We start from the raw sequence: 20,302 nt of genomic DNA, 5'->3' as shown, positions 1-20,302 counted from the left end.
TTCATCGCTGTTCATTGCAGCAAAGACCCGGCAAGCTCGGTCCAACCCCTAATCATGGAATGTTCAGGAGGGTCGGATGGTGCAGTTGTGTTCAATCGAGCAAGCAGTTGACGACGTACTGGCGCGCTTGCCCGCGCATATCCACATGGGCATGCCCCTGGGTTTGGGCAAGCCCAACCTGTTCGTCAACGCGCTGTACCGGCGCATCGCCAAGTTGCCGGAGCGGGCGCTGACGATCTATACCGCGCTGGCCCTGGGCCGCCCGACGATGGGCGATGGTTTGCAGAAACGCTTCCTCGAGCCTTTTATCGAGCGCGTATTCGGTGATTATCCCGAGCTGGATTTCCTTGCCGACCTGCACACAGACAGCCTGCCCGCGAATATCCGCGTACAGCAGTTCTTCATGCAGCCCGGCAGCCTGCTCCACAGCGCGTCGGCGCAGCAGGATTACGTCAGCAGCAACTACAGCCACGCCGCCCGCGACATCAACGCTGCGGGCCTTAATCTGGTGGCGCAGCTGGTGGCCAGCAGTACGGAACATCCGGATCGCCTGAGCCTGAGCTGCAACCCCGACATCACCCTCGACCTGCTGCCGATGATCGAGAAGCGCCGCGAGGCCGGGGAAACCATCCTGGTCGTAGGCCAGGTTCACGCCGATTTGCCCTACATGCCAGGTGACGCCGAGTTGGGCATGGACGCGTTCGATTACCTGATCGACGCAAAGGACAGCACCACGCTGTTCTCCACGCCGAACATGCCCGTGGGTTTCCAGGACCATTTTATCGGCCTGCACGCCAGCACCCTGGTGCGCGATGGCGGCACCTTGCAGATCGGTATTGGTTCGATGGGCGATGCGCTGACCGCCGCCTTGCTGGCGCGCCAGGCAGACAACGAAGCCTATCGCCTGTTACTCACCGACCTCGACGTGTATCAGTGGGCGCCCTTAATCAGCCACGAAGGCGGCGTCGCGCCCTTTGCCCGTGGCCTGTATGGCTGCAGTGAGATGTTCGTCAACGGCCTGCTGGTGTTGGCCGACGCCGGCATCATCCGCCGCAAGGTCTACCCGGATGTGGCGACCCAGGCGCAGGCCAACGCCGGCACTCTGGACGACGCCGCGCAGCCCGATGGCGTGTCGATCCATGGCGGTTTCTTCCTCGGACCGCGCAGTTTTTACCAGCGCTTGCAGGAAATGACTCACACCAAGCGCCTTGAATTCAACATGACCCGCATCAGTTACATCAACGAGCTGTACGGCCAGGAAGAACTCAAACGTTTGCAGCGCCTGGATGCGCGGTTTATCAACAGTGCGATCACCGTGACGTTGCTCGGCGCGGGCGTGGCGGACCAGTTGGAAGATGGGCGTGTGCTCAGTGGTGTCGGCGGGCAGTACAACTTCGTCGCTCAGGGCCACGCGCTGGAAGGCGCGCGTTCGATCCTGATCCTGCGCAGCTGGCGCGAGTCGGCGGGCGAGGTCAGTTCCAATATCGTCTGGGAGTACGGGCACTGCACCATCCCACGGCACCTGCGCGATATCGTCATCACCGAGTACGGGATTGCCGATTTGCGTGGGCAGACGGATGCGAAGGTGATCGAGGCGCTGCTGAATATCACCGACTCGCGCTTCCAGAATGACTTGATCGAACAAGCGCAAAAGGCTGGCAAGCTGCCCAAGGATTTCCAACTGGACCCGCGCTTTGCCGACAATACGCCGCAGCGGCTCAAGGCCATTCAGGCGCGGCATCACCGGTTGTTCCCGGAGTATCCGCTGGGCACTGATTTCACGGATGAGGAAAGGGATCTGTTACGAGCGCTGAACTGGCTCAAGAGCAAATTCAAGCTGACCGAGATTCTGGAGCTGGGCAAAGCAGCCCTGGATGCACCGGAGCCGGAGGCGTTTCCCAAGCACCTGGAGCGGATGCGCCTGGATAAGCCGGAGGGGTTGAAAGAGGATCTGTATCAGCGCTTATTGCTCGCGGGCCTGCAGGCCACCGCGCACTAACCGCCCCACACAAAACCAAATGTGGGAGCGGGCTTGCTCGCGAATGCGGTGTATCAGTCGACTGATATATTGACTGTTACACCGCTTTCGCGAGCAAGCCCGCTCCCACATTTTGATCTCTGTTCACATGTGATTTGCAGTGCTGCAAATTACTCGATGAACGTCACCACACCACCCGCCAACGACTTCACCCGCGCCAGCGACTCAACCCGATAACCCTGCGCGTCCAGCTCGGCACGGCCGCCCTGGAACGATTTCTCGATCACAATCCCCAAACCGGCAACGGTTGCGCCCGCTTGCTTGATGATCGAGATCAGCGCCTGGGAGGCTTTGCCGTTGGCCAGGAAGTCATCGATCACCAGCACGCGGTCGCTGCTGGTCAGGTGGCGCGGCGAGATCGCCACAGTGCTTTCGACTTTCTTGGTGAAGGAATACACCGTCGCCGACAGCAGGTTTTCGGTCAGCGTCAGGGATTGCTGTTTGCGCGCGAAGATCACCGGCACGCCGAGGTTCAGGCCGGTCATGATCGCCGGCGCAATGCCCGATGCTTCGATGGTGACGATCTTGGTGATGCCCGAGTCCTTGAACAGCGCGGCGAATTCGTCGCCGATCAGTTTCATCAGCGCCGGGTCGATCTGGTGGTTCAGAAAAGCGTCGACCTTGAGTACCTGATCGGAAAGCACGATGCCTTCTTCGCGAATTTTCTTGTGCAGTGCTTCCACGGAAAGCTTCCTCTAATGGCGCGGTGTGCGCCGAAAGTAGATTAAAAAGTAGTCGATTCTAGCGCTTTAACATCGCGCGTATATCCGCCAAGGCGGTGTTGCCGCGAACGGCCTTCACCTCGGTCGGTGTGTCGTCATTGCCTTCCCAGGCCAAATCGTCCGGCGGTAGCTCGTCGAGGAACCGGCTGGGGGCACAATCGATGATTTCGCCGTATTGCTTGCGCTTGGCGGCAAAGGTGAAGGCCAGCGTCTGACGCGCGCGGGTAATGCCCACGTAGGCCAGACGCCGTTCTTCCTCGATGGTGTCGGCTTCGATGCTGGAACGGTGCGGGAGGATTTCCTCTTCCATGCCCATGATGAACACGTAGGGGAATTCCAGGCCCTTGGAAGCATGCAAGGTCATCATTTGCACACCTTCGGCGCCGTCTTCCTCTTCCTGCTGGCGCTCGAGCATGTCGCGCAGCACCAGCTTGCCGATGGCGTCTTCGACGGTCATCTCGCCGTCTTCGTCTTTTTCCAGGGTGTTTTTCAGCGCTTCGATCAGGAACCAGACGTTGCCCATGCGGTAATCCGCGGCTTTGTCGCTGGAACTGTTGGTGCGCAGCCAGTTTTCATAGTCGATGTCCATGACCATGCTACGCAGGGCACTGATCGGGTCTTCGCCGGCGCACTGCTCGCGCACCTTGTCCATGAAGCGCTTGAAGCGCGACAGGCGGTCGGTAAAGCGAGTGTCCAGATGCTCGCCCAGGCCGATTTCATCGGTGGCGGCGTACATCGAGATCTTGCGTTCGGTGGCGTAGTTGCCGAGTTTTTCCAGGGTCGTGGAGCCGATTTCCCGGCGCGGCACGTTGATCACGCGCAGGAAGGCGTTGTCGTCGTCCGGGTTCACGATCAGGCGGAAGTAGGCCATCAGGTCTTTTACTTCCTGGCGTCCGAAAAAGCTGTTGCCGCCGGACAGGCGATACGGCACCTGGTGGTGCTGCAGTTTCAACTCGATCAGCTTGGCCTGGTAGTTGCCGCGATACAGGATCGCAAAGTCGCTGTACGGGCGGTCGGTGCGCAAGTGCAGGCTGAGGATTTCCACGGCCACGCGCTCGGCTTCGGCGTCTTCGTTGCGGCAGCGGATCACGCGGATTTCATCGCCGTGACCCATCTCACTCCACAGTTGTTTTTCGAACTCGTGGGGGTTGTTGGAGATGAGCACGTTGGCGCAACGCAGGATGCGGCTGGTGGAGCGGTAGTTCTGCTCCAGCATCACCACTTTCAGGGACGGGTAGTCGTCCTTGAGCAGCATCAGGTTTTCCGGGCGGGCGCCGCGCCAGGCGTAGATCGACTGGTCGTCGTCGCCGACCACGGTGAACTGGTTGCGCGTGCCGATCAGCATTTTCACCAGCAGGTATTGGCTGGCGTTGGTGTCCTGGTATTCGTCCACCAGCAGGTAGCGGACCTTGTTCTGCCATTTTTCGAGGATGTCGGCATGGTCCTCGAACAGCTTCACCGGCAGCAGGATCAGGTCGTCGAAGTCCACCGCGTTGAACGCCTTGAGCGTGCGCTGGTAGTGGGTGTAGACGATGGCCGCGGTCTGTTCCTTGGGGTTACGCGCGTTTTCCAGGGCCTGGGGCGGCAGGATCAGGTCGTTTTTCCAGGCGCCGATCATGTTCTTGATCTCATCCACGCCGTCGTCGCCTGCGTATTCCTTTTGCATGATGTCGGTCATCAGCGACTTCACATCGGTTTCGTCGAAGATCGAGAAACCCGGCTTGTAGCCCAGCCGCGCATGCTCCTTGCGGATGATATTCAGGCCCAGGTTGTGGAATGTACACACCGTGAGCCCACGGCCTTCGCCGCCTTTGAGCAGCGTGCCGACACGCTCTTTCATCTCGCGCGCCGCCTTGTTGGTAAAGGTCATGGCGACGATGTACTGGGCGCGGATGCCGCAGTTCTGGATCAGGTGCGCGATCTTGCGGGTGATCACGCTGGTCTTGCCGGAGCCAGCACCGGCGAGCACCAATAGAGGGCCGCCGACGTAGTTCACGGCTTCTTGCTGCCGGGGATTGAGTCGGGACATACAGAATTCAGGGAGTCGTTGTTCAAAAGGGCGGGCATTTTAACAGGCTCGCAGGATTCTGCTCTCACAGAACGACAGTGTGACGTACCACTCGATCTAAATTTGCCGCTTTTGATACTTTGCCGCAGGATGTGGGAGGCTTTTAGGGCTAAGGTTGCGACTAATCCTTACAGCCAGCGTATTTGATAACCCTTATCATTGGTGATTATCAGGCCGCGCGTCATAATGCCCGCCGCCAACACACTTTTGCAGAGTCTAGGGAGCTAGCTTGTCTACGCCTGTCGAACCCTTGCGTTTGCTGCTACTGGCCGATGAGCCAGCGTGGGCAGCGTTGTTGCGCGAGTGCCTGGCGCCGATGGGCGAAGGGGCTGTGCTGATCAGTGCGCCCAACTGGGACTCGGTGAGTCGTCTGTTCGATGACGACCACAGTGCCGTGTTATTGACCACGCCCAGCCTGCAACCCGGCCCTGGCCGCTGCAACCTGCCGTGCGTATTGCTGTTGGAGCAGGAACCGCTGGTTTCGCCGCTCGGTGTGAGCGATTGGTTGATCCTTGATGTTCTGGATGCCGATACATTGCGCCGTTGCTTGCGCCATGTCCGCGAGCGCGGCGTGCTGGAAACCACCTTGCAGCGCCTGGCCGAACAAGACCCGCTCACCGGCATCGCCAACCGCCAAGGGTTTCAGACCTTGCTGACGGCGCGCCTGGCCGAAAACGAAGGCCGTGGCCTGGCCCTCGGCCATCTCGACCTCGACAACTTCCGGCATGCCAACGACGCGTTAGGCCACCAGGCCGGCGACCGGCTGATCCTGCAAGTGGTCTCGCGCCTCAAGAGCCAGCTTGAAGCGGGCGACCAACTGGCACGCCTGGGCAGCGACGAATTCGCCCTGCTGATTGACACCCGCCGTGCGCCGCAACGCGCCGAATGGATGGCCGAACGCATCACTGAAGCCATGGCCGAACCCTATTGGGTGGATGGCGAAAGCCTGCTGATCGGCTGCAGCCTGGGCGTGGCACATGCCCGCGCACGCGCCGGCGCCGACCCGTTGATGTGGCACGCACACATCGCCATGCAGCAAGCCAAAAGCACCCAAGGCTGCACCTTTCATATCTTCAACGAACGCATCAACCGCAACGCGCGCAGCCTGGCCGACCTGGAAAGTGAACTGCGCCGCGCGTTGCGCCGTGATGAGTTGGAACTGCATTACCAGCCGCGCCTGGACCTGGACGACGGGCATATCGTCGGCCTGGAAGCCTTGGTGCGCTGGCGCCACGGCGAACGCGGCCTGCTGCCGCCCAGCGAATTCGTACCGCTGGCCGAACAGAGCGGCCTGATTGTGCCGCTGGGTTACTGGGTAATCTCCCGCGCCCTGCGCGACATGCAAGACTTGCGCGAACGCGGCCTGCCGCCGCTGCACATGGCGGTCAACCTATCGTTTCGCCAGTTCCAGGACAGCCAGTTGCTCTCGACACTTAGCCGGCTGATTGCCGAGCGCGGCGTGGAGGCGCAGTGGCTGGAGTTCGAATTGACCGAAACCGCCGTGATGCGCCGCAGTGACCTGGTCAAGCAGACCATGGACGCCCTCGGCCGCCTGGGTGTGCGGTTTTCCCTGGACGACTTCGGCACCGGTTTTTCCTCGTTCGTGCACCTCAACAGCCTGCCGATTGCCTTGTTGAAGATCGACAAGAGCTTCGTCGGCGGCATGGAAGAGCGCGAAGAAAACCGCAAGCTGGTGCACGCGATGATCAACCTGGCCCACAACCTCAACCTGGAAGTGGTGGCTGAAGGTGTGGAAACGCCTGAGCAACTGGCGCTGTTGCGGTTGTTTGGTTGCGATCAGGCGCAGGGTTATTTGATCAGCAAGCCGTTACCGTTGGCGGAGTTGGTGGAGTACCTGACATTCGGCAAAAGCCAGCAGGCGCTGCTGGGTTGAATTGCGAACCCAATAAAAACTGTGGGAGCGGGCTTGCTCGCGAATACGGAGTGTCAGTCTCCGAATCTATCGGCTGAACCACCGCATTCGCGAGTAAGCCCGCTCCCACATGTTGATCGAGTAAGGCTTTTACTCTGTCTGTGCGGCATGAAATGCAGGCCGAATTTCCGGCTCCCGCCGAATCATCCTTTTCATCTTCGCCTCAAACGCCCAGGTCAAACTCACGGCCGCACACGCCAGCCCCAGCGCCAAGCCCCACCACACACCGGTCGGCCCCCAGCCCAAGGTGAACGCCATCAGCCACGCCGCCGGCGCGCCGATCAGCCAGTAGCAGCCCAGCCCGACCAGAAAGGTCGTCTTGGCGTCTTTCAGCCCACGAATGCAGCCCATGGCGATGGTCTGCACGCCGTCGAACAGTTCAAACCATGCGGCCACGGCCAGCAGGCTGACGGCCAGCACGATGACGTCGTGGAAGGCCGGGTCGTTGTGGTCGAGGAACAGCCCGATCAGCGCATCGGAAAACAGCCACAACACCGCCGCAAACCCCAGCATCACCGCCGCGCCAAAGCCGATACCGACTCGCCCGGCCATGCGCGCCGCCAGCAACTGCCCGGCGCCGTAATGCTGGCCGATGCGCATGGTGATCGCGTACGACATCCCCGCCGGCACCATAAAGGCCACCGAGACAATCTGCAGGGCAATCTGATGCGCCGCCAACTGCGTACTGCCCATGGTGCCCATGCACAGCGCTGCGAAGGCAAACAAGCCGACTTCCACTGCATAGGTGCCGCCAATTGGCAGGCCCAGGCGCCACAGCTCGCGCAGGTATTGGGTGTTGAGGCGCAGCAGGCCGTTGCTTAGCGGGTAGGCCGCGTATGCGCGGTTGCTGCGGATGTACCACATCAGCGCCAGGGCCATGCAGTTGGCGACGATCGCGGTGACCAGGCCGATGCCCATCAAGCCGAGTTTGGGCAGGCCGAACATGCCCTCGATCAGCGCGTGGTTGAGGACGTAGTTGAGCACGGTGCCGCACAGGCTGATCACCATCACCGGGGTGGCCTTGCCGATGGCGCTGGTAAAACCGCGCAAGGCCATGAAGCTCAGGTAGCCGGGCAGGGCGAATGGCAGGATGGTCAGGAATTGCCCCGCCGCGTGCACGTTGGTTTCGGTCTGGCCGAACATCAACAGCACGGGCTTGAGGTTCCACAGCAGCAAGCCCGCGACCAAGGCCATCAGCCAGGCCAGCCAAAGCCCGGCTTGGGTCAGGCGGGTGGCGCCTTCAATGTCGCCCGCGCCATGCCGGATGGCCACGAGGGTGCCGACGGCGGCAATCACGCCAATGCAGAAAATCGCCACGAACGAATAGCTCGCCGCGCCCAAGCCGCCACCGGCGAGGGCTTCGGGGCTCAGGCGGGCCATCATCAGGGTGTCGGTCAGCACCATCAACATGTGCGCCAACTGTGAGGCAATCAACGGCCCCGACAGCCGCAGAATGGCCCAGAGTTCAGTACGCACCGGATGCTGCATGATCATCACGCTCAGAAAGTCAGAGGGTTGGGGAAGGGTTGATTCTCGGCGCTCTCGACGCATTACACAAAAGGATAAAAGCGATCGTTCGCATGATTAAAACTCATGCTAGGGTTAAGCATCGCTCTGTAGGAATGCCATCCATGTCACGTCGTCTCCCTCCGCTGTATGCCTTGCGCGCATTCGAGGCGGCTTCGCGGCACAACTCCTTTACCCGGGCGGCGGAGGAGCTGTCGATTACGCAAAGTGCCGTCAGCCGGCACATCCGTACACTCGAAGAGCATTTCGCCTGCCGCCTGTTCCAGCGCAGCGGCCGCAACCTGCAACTTACCGAAGCGGCGCGCCTGTTACTGCCCGGCGTGCGTGAGGGTTTCGCCGCGCTTGAGCGGGCCTGCCATACCCTGAATGCCGAAGACGACATCCTGCGCATGAAGGCGCCGTCCACCTTGACCATGCGCTGGTTGCTGGCGCGGCTCAGCCGCTTCCGGGCGTTGCAGCCGGGTAACGAAGTGCAACTGACCAGTGCATGGATGAGCGTGGATGAAGTCGACTTCAATCAGGAACCGTTCGATTGCGCGGTGTTGTTGAGTTACGGGCATTTCCCGGCGGACTGGGAAGCCAGCTACCTGTTCCCCGAATTGCTGATCCCGGTGGGTGCGCCGAACTTGCTGGAAGACGGGCCTTGGGACGTCACGCGGTTGGCGTCCGCCGAATTGCTGCACCCCACCCCCGACCGCCGCGACTGGCGCAATTGGCTGGAGCGCATGGGGTTGTCGTCCCAGGTGTCGCTCAAGGGCGGGCAGGTGTTCGATACGCTTGAACTGGGCATGATCGCCGCCGCGCGGGGTTATGGCGTGTCCATGGGCGACCTGCTGATGGTCGCCGAAGACGTGGCCCAGGGCCGGCTGAGCCTGCCGTGGCCGACGGCGGTGGCCAGTGGGGAAAACTACTACCTGGTGTGGCCAAAAACCCGCCCCGGTGGCGAGCGTCTGCGCCGTTTGGCGGAGTTTCTCCAAGGTGAGGTCAAGGCCATGGAATTGCCTCAGGTCGAGCGCCTCGACTGGCACGCGGCGGGCCGTTAATGCAATCGTTTGCGCGATACCCCTGTGAATCGCTCAAGTATTGCCCGCGCCCGCCGAATAAGGTGTGTTGGAACTATCGTGCGCCAACGTTTCCCACTAGATAATTCGCCGAGCAGCGCTATGAGATCAGGATGATCCTGGCCTCGGCCAGGAGCTGTCATGTCCCAACCGCGCGCTCGGATCGCCTCACAATTAGGTCTCGCACTCGCCGTTATTCTGGCTGTCGTCATCAGCGGCAGTACGGTTTTCGCCCTGCGTTCCCTCGACTCCGCCAACCTCGACACGCGCGAGGAACACCTGGCCAGCGAGGCGCGCTTGCTCGCCGACCAACTCAACACCTTCCACAGCACCTTGCGCGAAAGTACCCAGCGTTTGAGCGGGCTGTTTGAAAAACGCTTCGTCGCCGGGTTGAGTGTGCGTGCAGATCAACCGGTCACCGTGGCCGGCGTGCAGACCCCGAGCCTGCTGCTGGGCGATGATGTGCTGAACAACAACTTCGATGAAGTCGATGAGTTCAAGCAGATGTCCGGTGGCGTGGCCACGGTGTTTGTGCGCAGCGGCGAAGACTTCATCCGCATCAGCACCTCCCTGACCAAGCAGGACGGCAACCGTGCCATCGGTACGGTGCTCGATCACCAGCATCCGGCCTATCAGCGCCTGTTGGCCGGGCAGAATTACATCGGGCGGGCGGTGTTGTTCGATCGTTCCTACATGACCCAATACAGCCCGGTGCGTGATGCCAGCGGCAAAGTGATCGCCGTGTTGTTTATCGGCTTTGATTACACCGATGAGCAGAAAGCCCAGTTCGACAACCTCAAACGCTTCCGTATCGGCCAGACCGGTTCCCTGGCGTTGCTGGATGAACAGAAACACTGGCTGGTGCCTCCCGCGGGCGTGCAGGCGTTGGATCAGGCGATTCCGGTGATGCTCGACCTGGCGAAAAAACCCGGCGAAGGCCGCTTCTGGAGCGACAAGAACGAAGATTTCTACAGCGTCTCGGTGCCGTTTGAAGGCGGCCCATGGTCGGTGGTGGCGAGCATGCCGAAGTCCGAGATCCGCGCAGTCACCTGGGCTGTGGGGATTCGCCTGGTGATCGGCAGCATGCTGGCGATGTTGCTGGCGGTGGGCGCGGCGGTTTGGCTGCTGCGCAGCAAGTTGCAGCCGCTGAGTGACTTGGTGCGCCAGGCCGAAGCCTTGGGCGCGGGTGATTTGAGCGCGCGCTTGAATGTGTCCAGCCATGACGAAATCGGTCAACTGGCGCGCAGCTTCAACCAGATGGGTGAGGCGCTGTCGACGATGGTCTCGCACATCCGCAAAGCCGCGGAAGACGTCAACAGCCGTGCCCAGGCTTTGTCCGGCTTGTCTGGCGGTGCCTATGAAGGCATGGAGCAGCAGTCCGGCGAGATCACCAGCATGGCCGGCGCGGTGGAAGAATTCAGCGCCACCTCGCTGAACATCGCCGACAACATGGGCAATACCGAGCGCCTTGCCCAGGAGAACGCCCAGCAGACCCGCATCGGTCGCACCTCGATGCAAGAGGCGTCGTCGTCGCTGGAACATATCGCGGCGGCCCTGAACAGCACGGCCACCGTGATCAATACCTTGGGGCAGCGCTCCCAGGAAATCGGCGGGATCGTCGGCGTGATCACCTCGATTGCCGAACAGACCAACTTGCTGGCGCTCAACGCCGCTATTGAAGCCGCCCGTGCCGGTGAACAAGGCCGTGGTTTTGCCGTGGTCGCCGACGAAGTGCGCAACCTGGCGTCGCGTACGCGCCAGGCCACCGATGAAATCTCCGGGATGATCCAGAGCATTCAGCAGGAAACCGGCAACGCCATCAGCACCATGGAGCAGGGCAATGTGTTGATGCAGGAAGGCCTGTCGCGTAATGCCGACGTGGCCTCGGCGCTGGCGCGGATCGACGAGCAGAGCCGCTCGGCCGGTCAGCAATTTGCCGCGATCACCACGGCGACCCAGGAGCAGAGCAGCACCGCGACCTTGCTCAGCAGCAACCTGCAGAGCATTGCCCTGGCCAACAGCGAGCAGCGTGAAGTGGTGTCCAACCTGGCCGTTACCGCCAAGGAATTGGAAACCCTGGCGGCCGGCTTGCGCCATGAGGTGGACCGCTTTCGTTGAGGCTTAGCGCTCGCCCAGGCCTGGGTCTACGCGTTTGCCGATGTCCTTCAGGCGCGCCAGTTGATCGACCATGCCCGGTGCTTCGTCCAGGCTGCTGACGAAGGTCCACAGGTAGGTCATCACCGCGTACACATGGCCGGCCTTGACCGCCGGCGACAACGCCAACTGGCTGATCGCGACCACAAACAGCAAGGCTGCCAGCGTACCGATAAACAGGAACGCGGCGGCCTCGCGGTCGGAGAGCCAGATGCGCAGGCGCGACAGCACTTGGTAGTGACGCTGCAAGGTCTGCGCGCCGACTTTTTCCACCAGGCCGATTTCCTTCTCCAGACGGTCATTCAAGCGCTCGTGCAACTGCTGGTTACGCCGGGCAAAGCGTGGCAGCAAGGTGGTGCACAACAGCAACGCCGTCAGGCACGCCAGGCCGATCCACGGTTCGATCACCAACAACATCACTGCCGCACCGACGATGGACACCAGCGCCGTAGCGATGATCGGCACGTGTTTTTCGAAGAAGTCGACAAAGTCCCGCGCCAACACCACACGCGCCGCCGCCCGTGAGGTGCTGTGGTTTTGCAGGCGCTGGTTGAGGATCACCGGCACCGCGAGGTCGGCGTAAATACGTGTGAAGGTGCGCGTGTCCAGCGCTCGGCGTGCGGCCCCGACGACCCAGAATGCCAAGACCACGGCGGCGTAGAACAAGGCGCTGCCGGCATCGCCGCGGATGATCGAGTCCACTGCGAACCCGGCAAACAGCGGATACGCCAACAGCAGTGCGTTCTCCAGCGCGACCAACGACAGTGTGCAAAACAGCTTGCCGGGATACGCGCGGGCGATCGCCTTGAGAGTCTGGCTGGCGGATTGCTGGCCGATTTTCTTGCTTTCTTCGATCAGAATTTGCGGGGTGACGGATGACATGGGGTGCACCAAAGGAGTGATAGACGCTATTATTGAGCGACTGCTCAAGTATTCTTGAGCGATCGCTCAAAAGCAAGCGCCGCTCATCTACCGGCGCCCGAAGGAATTGCCCATGTCGCGTATCGACCGTAAAGACCAGATCATCGCCGCCGCCCTGGAGCTGTTTCGCAGCAAGGGCTTTGCCGATGTGTCCACCCGCGACTTGGCCGAACACGCCGGCCTGTCGCGCAGCCACGTCTACCACTACTTCAGTGACTGGAATGAACTGCGCCGCGAAGCCTTTGTGCGCTTTGCCAATGAACAGCTGGAGGAAGTACGCGCGCCGCTGGTGGGCGTGCCGCCGCTGGAGGCGCTGGTGGGGTTCTTGCGCGACTGCCTGCCGTGCACCGCCGACGCCGGCTGGGCGCTGTGGCTGGATGCCTGGGACGAGGCGATGCACGACCCGCAAATGGCCGAGGCGTACCTGGTGATCAATGCCCAGTGGCAAGGCATGCTCGCCGAGGTGATTGAGCAGGGTGTTGCTGAAGGGGTTTTTCGAAGCGATTCTCCCCAACGCGCTGCCCGGCAGATTTTCGCGTTGGCGATGGGGTATGCCGATGACCTGATGCTCAAGCCGTCAACTGAATCGGCAGAAGCGGCGTTGGATGAAGTGATGGAAGTGGCGAGGCTGTTGCTGGACTTTCCCGCATAGGCCGCCACACCACTTTTGGCGGCCAGCATATTCCTCCGTGGCGAGCGGGCTTGCCCCGCGTTGGGCTGCGCAGCAGCCCCTGGACCTGGCGACCGGGTTTATCAGTAGAACCGCGGCGGTTGGACTGGGAGCGCTCCGCACTCCAACGCGGGGCAAGCCCGCTCGCCACGACAAGCCCGCTCGCCGCGACAAACCCGGTCGTCATGAAAGCCCACTGGCCATAGGTTTCGGGGTTTTCAGGCTAGCCCACCGACGCAGGCCGGTACTGCAACGCCTCCGCCAAGTGATGCCGAGCGATGTTTTCAACCCGTTCAAGGTCGGCCAATGTGCGCGCTACCTTGAGCAAACGATGAGCTGCTCGCAGCGACAGCGTCAGCCGCTCGCAGGCGCTTTCCAGCCAGCCTTCATCGGCTTTCGCCAGCTGGCAGTGTTTGCGTAACCCTGGCAAATCCAGAAAGGCATTCGCGCAGCCCTGGCGCTTTTGCTGGCGCTCGCGGGCGTCGGCCACCTGCGCCGAGGCCTTCGCCGTGTTATCCCCGGCCTGTTGGGTCGGGTTAAGTGCCGTGGTTTCCCGCGCGACGGTGAGGTGCAGGTCGATCCGGTCCAGCAGCGGGCCCGAGAGTTTGTTGCGATAGCGCTGAATCTGCTCCGGCGTGCACCGACAGCGCCCACTCGGCTCGCCTAAATAGCCGCAAGGGCAGGGGTTCATGGCCGCGACCAGTTGAAAGCGTGCCGGGAAACTCACCCGGTCACGCGCACGGGAAATCACGATGTGCCCGGATTCGAGCGGCTCACGCAGCACCTCCAGCACCTTGCGATCAAACTCCGGCAACTCATCCAGAAACAGCACGCCATGGTGGGCGAGGGTGATTTCCCCCGGCTGCGGTTTCGAACCGCCGCCCACCAACGCCGGCCCCGACGCCGAATGGTGCGGCTGACGAAACGGGCGGTGCGGCCAATGGCTCAGCGGTGCGAGGCTGACCACCGACTGAATCGCCGCCACTTCCAGGGCTTCCTGTTCACTCAGCGGCGGCAGCAAACCAGGCAGGCGGCTGGCGAGCAAGGTCTTGCCGGTGCCGGGCGGCCCGCTGAACAGCAGGTTATGCGCACCCGCTGCCGCAATCAGCAGCGCGCGTTTGGCGGCCAGTTGGCCTTGCACCTCACTCAAGTCCGGGTAAGGCTTGTTCAAGTACAGCAAACCATCAGATTTATACGGCTCAATCGGCACAACCCCATTCAGGTGCGCCACCACTTGCAGCAAGTGGTCCACCGCAATCACCTTCAACCCCGACGCCAGGCACGCCTCCTCGGCATTTGCGCGAGGCACTATCACGGTGCGTCCAGCCTTGCGTGCCGCCAGGGCTGCCGGCAATACACCTTTCACTGCGCGTACTTCGCCGGACAGCGCTAATTCCCCCAAGCATTCCACGTCATCGAGCATCAACGCCGGCACCTGCACGCTGGCGGCGAGAATCCCCAAGGCAATCGCCAAATCAAAACGCCCGCCGTCCTTGGGCAGGTCGGCGGGCGCGAGGTTGAGGGTGATGCGGCGTGCCGGGTATTGCAGCGCAGAGTTGAGGATGGCGCTGCGCACGCGGTCCTTGCTTTCCTTGACGGCGGTTTCCGGCAGGCCCACCAGTGTCAGGGACGGCAGACCATTGGCCATATGCACTTCAACGGTGACGGCAGGGGCTTCGACGCCAATTTGGGCGCGGCTGTGGACGATGGCGAGGGACATGCTCGTTCCTTGAAAGAGAGGCCGCTTCCTGCGGGTTTTTCAAGGGTAGACGAGGTGGGGAAGAGCGAGGCGGGGGAGGTTTTACAGAACGTATCCAAAGAACAACGCCGAGCAAATGTGGGAGCGGGCTTGCTCGCGAATGCGGTGTATCAGTCAGCACATCAGTCACTGATAGACCGCATTCGCGAGCAAGCCCGCTCCCACATTTTTAGCGAGTTGTGACAGTCACTCAGCGCTGGGCGTCAGGCGCGCTTCCAGCTCGGCGACTTTCGCCTCCAAACTCTCCAACCGTGCACGCGTACGGGCCAGCACCACCATCTGGCTATCAAACTCTTCCCGGCTGACCAGGTCGAGTTTGCTGAAGCCGCTTTGCAGCAGCGCCTTGAACTGGCTTTCGATTTCGTTGCGGGGCAGCGGGGTGTCGCCGCTGAACAGGCGAGAGGCGTGGCCGCTCAGGGCGTCGAGGAGGTCTTTGGGCGCGAGCATGGGAAACATTCCGGAAAACTGTTGGCCGGCAGTGTATCACGCAGCGTCTATAGTCATTTTCACGGCCGTGAGCGCACGCTTTTCGCGCAGAGGGCCGGGCGGCTGCGCACTGTTTTTGTGCGCATTGCGGCCGCCAATTCGCCCCGCAGGTGGGCATAAGTGGGCAAAGGACTGATTTCAGTGATTTTTACGGAGCTGGCAAGGTTTCTGCTTAGACGATCATGACCCATGCACTGATGCAGTCGCTGTGACGAATGCAGTGCGCCGACGGATCAGGGGTACAGGTTTCGTCACCAGTGGTTCGCTGGCGTCGCAACGGTAAATGCCGAGGCGACGACGCGTTACAAAGCCAGGCACTGCGCTTAGACTTGAGACGGGTTTGTTTTCCTGGGGCAAGTCCACCAATTCGGGAGAGAGTTTTCATGAAGCTAGTCACTGCCATCATCAAGCCGTTCAAGTTGGACGATGTACGCGAGTCGTTGTCCGAGATCGGCGTGCAGGGCATTACCGTTACTGAGGTCAAAGGCTTCGGTCGGCAGAAGGGTCACACCGAGCTGTATCGCGGCGCGGAATACGTGGTCGATTTCCTGCCGAAGGTGAAGATTGATGTCGCCATTGACGACAAGGATCTTGACCGGGTTATCGAGGCGATAACCAAGGCGGCCAACACCGGCAAGATCGGTGACGGCAAGATCTTCGTGGTCAATCTGGAACAGGCTATTCGCATCCGTACCGGCGAAACCGATACCGACGCAATCTAAGCCGCCAAACCCCCAACGCCCCAGGAGAAAACAATATGACTCTGCGTAAATTCGCAGGGCTAGGAGCCCTGTTGTCCCTCGTAATGCCAGCCTTGGCATTGGCGGCGGACCCAGCCCCTGCTCCAGTCCTCAATTCCGGCGACACCGCGTGGATGCTCACGTCCACCGCGCTGGTGCTGTTCATGACTATTCCGGGCCTGGCGCTGTTCTACGGCGGCATGGTTCGCTCCAAAAACATTCTTTCCGTGATGATGCAGTGCTTCGCCATCACCGGCTTGATCACTATCTTGTGGTTCGTTTACGGCTACAGCATGGCGTTCGACACCACCGGTATGGAAGCAGGCGTCGTCAACCTCAACTCGTTCGTGGGCGGCCTGTCCAAACTGTTCCTGTCGGGTGTGACCCCGGCGAGCATCACCGGCCCTGCGGCGCTGTTCCCTGAGGCGGTGTTCGTCACCTTCCAGATGACGTTCGCCATCATTACTCCTGCGCTGATCGTCGGTGCTTTCGCCGAGCGTATGAAGTTCTCCGCGATGCTGATCTTCATGGGCGTCTGGTTCACCCTGGTCTACGCACCGATTGCGCACATGGTGTGGGGCGGTCCGGGTTCGCTGCTGGGTGACTGGGGCGTGCTGGACTTCGCCGGCGGCACCGTGGTGCACATCAACGCCGGTGTGGCCGGCCTGGTGGCGTGCCTGGTACTCGGCAAGCGTAAAGGTTTCCCAACCACCCCGATGGCACCTCACAACCTGGGTTACACCCTGGTCGGTGCGGCCATGCTGTGGGTCGGCTGGTTCGGCTTCAACGCCGGTTCCGCGGCTGCGGCCAACGGCACTGCCGGTATGGCGATGCTGGTCACCCAGATCGCTACCGCTGCTGCGGCGCTGGGCTGGATGTTCGCCGAGTGGGTCACCCACGGTAAGCCAAGCGCACTGGGCATCGCCTCGGGCGTAGTTGCTGGCCTGGTGGCAATCACCCCGGCTGCCGGCACCGTGGGCCCAATGGGCGCCCTGGTCATCGGCCTGGCGGCGGGCGTGGTGTGCTTCTTCTGCGCCACTACCCTGAAACGCAAACTGGGCTACGACGACTCCCTGGACGCCTTCGGCGTGCACGGTATCGGCGGTATCCTCGGCGCGATCCTGACCGGCGTGTTCGCTGCGCCTTCCCTGGGCGGCTTCAACGCAGCCACCACTGACATCGCGGCGCAAGTCTGGATCCAGTGCAAAGGCGTCGGTTTCACCGTGATCTACACGGCTATCGTGACCTTCATCATCCTCAAGGTGCTGGATGCAGTCATGGGCCTGCGGGTTACCGACGAAGAAGAGGCCGTGGGCCTCGACCTGGCGCAACACAACGAACGCGGCTACAACTTGTAAGTACGCGAAAAAAAGATGCCCGGCTTGCCGGGCATTTTTTTGCCTGGCGTTTGTCAGTGATAGGACCTGTACCGGTTTTTACGCAGAGTTTGTGATGGCGCGCACACGGTACTTTTCAGCGTGCAAAAGTCTTACATGCATGTAGGCGTATTCGGTACTTTGTTTTTTCCCTGAGCGCGCTAGAATGCGCGCCGATGGGCGGAGAACTGTATGTGGCAACAGACCCTGATAACCCTGCGGGCCAAGCCCCGGGGCTTTCACCTGGTAACGGATGAGTTGCTCGCCGGCTTGCCTGAATTGAAGGCTTGTCGCGTGGGCTTGTTGCATTTGTGGCTGCAGCACACCTCGGCCTCGTTGACCGTCAACGAGAATGCCGACCCGGCGGTTCGCCGTGACTTCGAGCGTTTTTTCAATGCGCTGGTGCCGCAAGGCATGGCGGGATATGAACACAACGACGAAGGTCCGGATGATCTGCCGGCGCACTTCAAGGCCAGTCTCCTGGGCTGCCAGCTGAGTTTGCCGGTCAAGGCCGGCCGCTTGGCGATGGGGACCTGGCAAGGTGTTTATCTGGGCGAGCACCGTGATCATGGCGGTGCTCGTAAAGTCCTCGCCACCTTGCACGGTGATGGGGCATAAGCCACGGGTAATCCTGTGGATGTGATTTTTTCCGGCAAACTCGACAGAGGGTGAAGCTGGGCTATAACTAATCTGCTTTTCGCAAGTCATGAGGTAGAACATGAGCGACGATGATCTGGAAAACGACGAACTTGAAGTAGGCGACGACGAGACCGAAGAGGGTCTTGAAGCGGCCGTTGAAGACGTTGCTGACGATGGCGACGAAATCAGCGATGACGCGCCCGCCAAAGCCGCCAAAGGCAAAGCCAAGGCCGCTGTATCGGTAGACGAGCTGCCGAGCGTTGAAGCCAAGAACAAAGAGCGCGATGCGCTGGCCCGTGCGATGGAAGAATTCCTCGCTAAAGGCGGCAAAGTGCAGGAAGTCGAGGCCAACGTGGTGGCAGACCCGCCGAAGAAGCCGGATAACAAGTACGGCAGCCGTCCTATCTAAGGTCAGCAGTTCGCTTGTAAGAAAAAGCCCGCCGTCGCTGCGGGCTTTTTCATGGCTGTAACAATTCTACCGGCCACTACTGGTCAAATGTGGGAGCGGGCTTGCTCGCGAATGCGGTGTATCAGTCACCACACCAGTCACTGACAGACCGTATTCGCGAGCAAGCCCGCTCCCACATTTTGATCTTCAGTGTTGCGGCTATAGCGTCAGTTCCAGCTACGCAGCAGCGCTGGCAGCTCCGCCAGGTTACGAATTTCCGCATCCGGGCGCTTATCCGCCTCCCACGCCTTACCCGTCGGGTTAAACCACACCGCACGCAGCCCCGCCTGCTGCGCCCCGGCGATGTCATCACCGGGGTGATCGCCGATATGCACCGCCTGACTGGCGTCCACGCCACCGCGTTGCAACGCTTCTTGAAACAACCGCGCATCCGGCTTGGCGATGCCGATATCTTCGGCGCGCAGGGCAAAGTGGAAATAGTCCGCCAGGCCGACGCGCTGCACATCGGCATTACCGTTGGTGATCACCCCCAGCAAGAAGTGCTGGCGCAGCGCCTGCAACATCGGCTCGGCTTCGGGAAATGGCGTGAGTTGGTGCCGCGCATGAATAAACGCTTCGTAGCACACATCTGCCATGTCCGTGGCTTCAGGCTGTGGATAACCGGCCTCTTCAAACGCGTGCATCAACACCCGATGGCGCAGGGTGCTGATGCGGTATTTGAGCTCGGGATGGCGCTCCAGCACCTGCTGGCGCAGGCGGGCGAAATGCTCCAGGGGCAATTCGCCGACTTTGGTGGCGTTGATCGCCAGCCACTCGCGCATTGACGCTTCGGCGCCGATGATGACGGGTACGTTGTCCCAGAGTGTGTCGTCCAGGTCGAAGGTGATCAGCTTGATACTCATGAGTCGCCGCCCTTGATGCGTTTGGCCCGTGGATGGGCGCTGTCGTACACCGTCGCCAGGTGTTGGAAGTCGAGGTGGGTGTAGATCTGCGTGGTCTTGATGTCGGAGTGGCCGAGCAGTTCCTGCACCGCGCGCAGGTCCTGGGACGATTCCAACATATGGCTGGCAAAAGAGTGTCGCAGCATATGTGGGTGCAGGTTCTGCCCCAGCTCGCGTTCACCGGCGAGCTTGACCCGCACCTGAATCGCCCGTGGCCCGAGGCGCCGGCCTTGCTGGCTGACAAACACCGCATCGTCTGCGGGGTTGGTCAACAGACGCAGCGGCAGCCATAGTTGCAAGGCTTCCCGCGCCTTGCGGCCGACTGGCAACACGCGGGTCTTGCTGCCCTTGCCGAGCACTTGCACCAGGCCGTCCGCCAGGTCCAGTTGGTCGAGGTTCAGGCCCGTCAGCTCCGACAGGCGCAGGCCCGAGGAATAGAACAGCTCAAGAATCGCCTGGTCGCGGTGCGCGAGGAAGTCATCTTCGACGGCGCCGTCGAGCAATTGCAGGGCGCGATCGGTGTCGAGGGTCTTGGGCAGCCGCCGCTCGCCTTTGGGTGGGGACAGGCCGTTGGCCGGGTCGTGATCACACAGGCCTTCGCGGTTCAAGTAGTGATAGAGGCCGCGCACCGCCGAGAGCAGACGCGACAGGCTGCGCGAGGATTGGCCTTGCTGGTGCAGCCGCGCGATCAAGCTGCGCAGGCTCTGGATATCCAGGGCTTTCCAGCTGGCGATCTGTTGTTTTTCGCAATACGCCAGGACCTTGTTCAAGTCCCGTCGATAGGCTTCCAGCGTGTGGGGCGACACCTGGCGCTCGTTGCGCAGGTGAGCGCAGTAAGCGTTCAGTTGCCGTTCCATG

Annotated in this window: 17 protein-coding genes; 9 read left to right on the top strand and 8 right to left on the bottom strand. The window is 61.4% G+C overall.

Annotation, left to right across the window (positions count from 1 at the left end):
- The first annotated feature begins 76 nt into the window (after positions 1 to 76).
- A complete protein-coding gene (locus tag HX783_RS09035) occupies positions 77 to 1,999 on the top strand; it encodes an acetyl-CoA hydrolase/transferase C-terminal domain-containing protein (RefSeq protein ID WP_159960978.1) in 1,923 nt (640 codons plus the stop codon).
- 149 nt (positions 2,000 to 2,148) lie between these two features.
- Here the strand turns inward: HX783_RS09035 and HX783_RS09030 are convergent, their stop codons facing one another.
- Both HX783_RS09030 and rep read right to left on the bottom strand, forming a co-directional pair.
- On the bottom strand, positions 2,149 to 2,721 hold the full coding sequence (locus HX783_RS09030; RefSeq protein WP_010207474.1) for a xanthine phosphoribosyltransferase: 573 nt from the start codon (positions 2,719 to 2,721) through the stop codon (positions 2,149 to 2,151).
- Positions 2,722 to 2,779: 58 nt separating this feature from the next.
- On the bottom strand, positions 2,780 to 4,789 hold the full coding sequence (gene rep / locus HX783_RS09025) for a DNA helicase Rep (RefSeq protein ID WP_177016679.1): 2,010 nt from the start codon (positions 4,787 to 4,789) through the stop codon (positions 2,780 to 2,782).
- Between the two features lie 268 nt (positions 4,790 to 5,057).
- Between rep and HX783_RS09020 the strand changes: the two genes are divergently transcribed.
- Positions 5,058 to 6,722, top strand: coding sequence for a bifunctional diguanylate cyclase/phosphodiesterase (locus tag HX783_RS09020; protein WP_159960974.1), 1,665 nt, complete (start codon positions 5,058 to 5,060; stop codon positions 6,720 to 6,722).
- Between the two features lie 129 nt (positions 6,723 to 6,851).
- Here the strand turns inward: HX783_RS09020 and HX783_RS09015 are convergent, their stop codons facing one another.
- Positions 6,852 to 8,255, bottom strand: coding sequence for a NorM family multidrug efflux MATE transporter (locus HX783_RS09015; protein ID WP_177016678.1), 1,404 nt, complete (start codon positions 8,253 to 8,255; stop codon positions 6,852 to 6,854).
- Positions 8,256 to 8,392: 137 nt separating this feature from the next.
- Here HX783_RS09015 and HX783_RS09010 point away from each other — a divergent pair, with 137 nt between their 5' ends.
- Together HX783_RS09010 and HX783_RS09005 are read left to right on the top strand one after the other, a co-directional pair.
- Positions 8,393 to 9,331: a LysR substrate-binding domain-containing protein gene (locus tag HX783_RS09010; protein WP_159960970.1), complete on the top strand. Its 939-nt coding sequence runs from the start codon at positions 8,393 to 8,395 to the stop codon at positions 9,329 to 9,331.
- A 159-nt stretch (positions 9,332 to 9,490) separates the two neighbouring features.
- Positions 9,491 to 11,467 carry a methyl-accepting chemotaxis protein gene (locus tag HX783_RS09005; RefSeq protein ID WP_159960968.1) on the top strand — a complete coding sequence of 659 codons (1,977 nt, stop codon included), beginning with the start codon at positions 9,491 to 9,493 and terminating at the stop codon, positions 11,465 to 11,467.
- A 3-nt stretch (positions 11,468 to 11,470) separates the two neighbouring features.
- Here the strand turns inward: HX783_RS09005 and HX783_RS09000 are convergent, their stop codons facing one another.
- Positions 11,471 to 12,385, bottom strand: coding sequence for an ABC transporter six-transmembrane domain-containing protein (locus HX783_RS09000; RefSeq protein ID WP_159960966.1), 915 nt, complete (start codon positions 12,383 to 12,385; stop codon positions 11,471 to 11,473).
- A 112-nt stretch (positions 12,386 to 12,497) separates the two neighbouring features.
- Between HX783_RS09000 and HX783_RS08995 the strand changes: the two genes are divergently transcribed.
- Positions 12,498 to 13,076 (top strand): TetR/AcrR family transcriptional regulator, encoded by a 579-nt coding sequence (locus tag HX783_RS08995; protein WP_177016677.1) that lies wholly within the window; start codon positions 12,498 to 12,500, stop codon positions 13,074 to 13,076.
- A gap of 241 nt (positions 13,077 to 13,317) precedes the next feature.
- Here the strand turns inward: HX783_RS08995 and HX783_RS08990 are convergent, their stop codons facing one another.
- A complete protein-coding gene (locus HX783_RS08990) occupies positions 13,318 to 14,814 on the bottom strand; it encodes a YifB family Mg chelatase-like AAA ATPase (protein WP_177016676.1) in 1,497 nt (498 codons plus the stop codon).
- 225 nt (positions 14,815 to 15,039) lie between these two features.
- A complete protein-coding gene (locus tag HX783_RS08985; RefSeq protein WP_177016675.1) occupies positions 15,040 to 15,300 on the bottom strand; it encodes an accessory factor UbiK family protein in 261 nt (86 codons plus the stop codon).
- A gap of 422 nt (positions 15,301 to 15,722) precedes the next feature.
- Here HX783_RS08985 and glnK point away from each other — a divergent pair, with 422 nt between their 5' ends.
- From glnK to sutA, 4 genes are all read left to right on the top strand, one after another.
- Complete coding sequence (glnK, locus tag HX783_RS08980) at positions 15,723 to 16,061, top strand: P-II family nitrogen regulator (RefSeq protein WP_002555808.1); 339 nt, start codon at positions 15,723 to 15,725, stop codon at positions 16,059 to 16,061.
- 35 nt (positions 16,062 to 16,096) lie between these two features.
- Complete coding sequence (locus HX783_RS08975; protein WP_053258635.1) at positions 16,097 to 17,437, top strand: ammonium transporter; 1,341 nt, start codon at positions 16,097 to 16,099, stop codon at positions 17,435 to 17,437.
- Between the two features lie 210 nt (positions 17,438 to 17,647).
- Complete coding sequence (locus tag HX783_RS08970) at positions 17,648 to 18,073, top strand: secondary thiamine-phosphate synthase enzyme YjbQ (RefSeq protein ID WP_159960928.1); 426 nt, start codon at positions 17,648 to 17,650, stop codon at positions 18,071 to 18,073.
- A gap of 100 nt (positions 18,074 to 18,173) precedes the next feature.
- Positions 18,174 to 18,503, top strand: a complete 330-nt coding sequence (gene sutA, locus HX783_RS08965; RefSeq protein ID WP_159960926.1) for a transcriptional regulator SutA — start codon at positions 18,174 to 18,176, stop codon at positions 18,501 to 18,503.
- 206 nt (positions 18,504 to 18,709) lie between these two features.
- Here sutA and HX783_RS08960 read toward each other — a convergent pair whose 3' ends face one another.
- Both HX783_RS08960 and xerC read right to left on the bottom strand, forming a co-directional pair.
- Positions 18,710 to 19,405, bottom strand: coding sequence for an HAD family hydrolase (locus tag HX783_RS08960; RefSeq protein ID WP_177016674.1), 696 nt, complete (start codon positions 19,403 to 19,405; stop codon positions 18,710 to 18,712).
- Positions 19,402 to 20,301: a tyrosine recombinase XerC gene (gene xerC / locus HX783_RS08955; RefSeq protein ID WP_177016673.1), complete on the bottom strand. Its 900-nt coding sequence runs from the start codon at positions 20,299 to 20,301 to the stop codon at positions 19,402 to 19,404. Before xerC ends, HX783_RS08960 begins: the two co-directional genes overlap by 4 nt.
- Position 20,302: the final 1 nt, after the last annotated feature.

This window comes from Pseudomonas sp. D2002, from assembly GCF_013385735.1.
Lineage (GTDB): Bacteria > Pseudomonadota > Gammaproteobacteria > Pseudomonadales > Pseudomonadaceae > Aquipseudomonas.
Note: the sequence above shows the minus strand (reverse complement) of the source record. Positions and strands in the feature narration are given on the sequence as shown.

What these genes read in the sequence shown, in the direction of transcription:
- HX783_RS09035 (WP_159960978.1), top strand. Translation starts at nt 77, where the DNA reads ATGGTGCAGTTGTGTTCAATCGAGCAAGCAGTTGACGACGTACTGGCG.
- rep (WP_177016679.1), bottom strand. Translation starts at nt 4,789, where the DNA reads ATGTCCCGACTCAATCCCCGGCAGCAAGAAGCCGTGAACTACGTCGGC.
- HX783_RS09015 (WP_177016678.1), bottom strand. Translation starts at nt 8,255, where the DNA reads ATGATCATGCAGCATCCGGTGCGTACTGAACTCTGGGCCATTCTGCGG.
- HX783_RS09010 (WP_159960970.1), top strand. Translation starts at nt 8,393, where the DNA reads ATGTCACGTCGTCTCCCTCCGCTGTATGCCTTGCGCGCATTCGAGGCG.
- HX783_RS09005 (WP_159960968.1), top strand. Translation starts at nt 9,491, where the DNA reads ATGTCCCAACCGCGCGCTCGGATCGCCTCACAATTAGGTCTCGCACTC.
- HX783_RS09000 (WP_159960966.1), bottom strand. Translation starts at nt 12,385, where the DNA reads ATGTCATCCGTCACCCCGCAAATTCTGATCGAAGAAAGCAAGAAAATC.
- HX783_RS08995 (WP_177016677.1), top strand. Translation starts at nt 12,498, where the DNA reads ATGTCGCGTATCGACCGTAAAGACCAGATCATCGCCGCCGCCCTGGAG.
- HX783_RS08990 (WP_177016676.1), bottom strand. Translation starts at nt 14,814, where the DNA reads ATGTCCCTCGCCATCGTCCACAGCCGCGCCCAAATTGGCGTCGAAGCC.
- HX783_RS08985 (WP_177016675.1), bottom strand. Translation starts at nt 15,300, where the DNA reads ATGCTCGCGCCCAAAGACCTCCTCGACGCCCTGAGCGGCCACGCCTCT.
- glnK (WP_002555808.1), top strand. Translation starts at nt 15,723, where the DNA reads ATGAAGCTAGTCACTGCCATCATCAAGCCGTTCAAGTTGGACGATGTA.
- HX783_RS08975 (WP_053258635.1), top strand. Translation starts at nt 16,097, where the DNA reads ATGACTCTGCGTAAATTCGCAGGGCTAGGAGCCCTGTTGTCCCTCGTA.
- HX783_RS08970 (WP_159960928.1), top strand. Translation starts at nt 17,648, where the DNA reads ATGTGGCAACAGACCCTGATAACCCTGCGGGCCAAGCCCCGGGGCTTT.
- sutA (WP_159960926.1), top strand. Translation starts at nt 18,174, where the DNA reads ATGAGCGACGATGATCTGGAAAACGACGAACTTGAAGTAGGCGACGAC.
- HX783_RS08960 (WP_177016674.1), bottom strand. Translation starts at nt 19,405, where the DNA reads ATGAGTATCAAGCTGATCACCTTCGACCTGGACGACACACTCTGGGAC.
- xerC (WP_177016673.1), bottom strand. Translation starts at nt 20,301, where the DNA reads ATGGAACGGCAACTGAACGCTTACTGCGCTCACCTGCGCAACGAGCGC.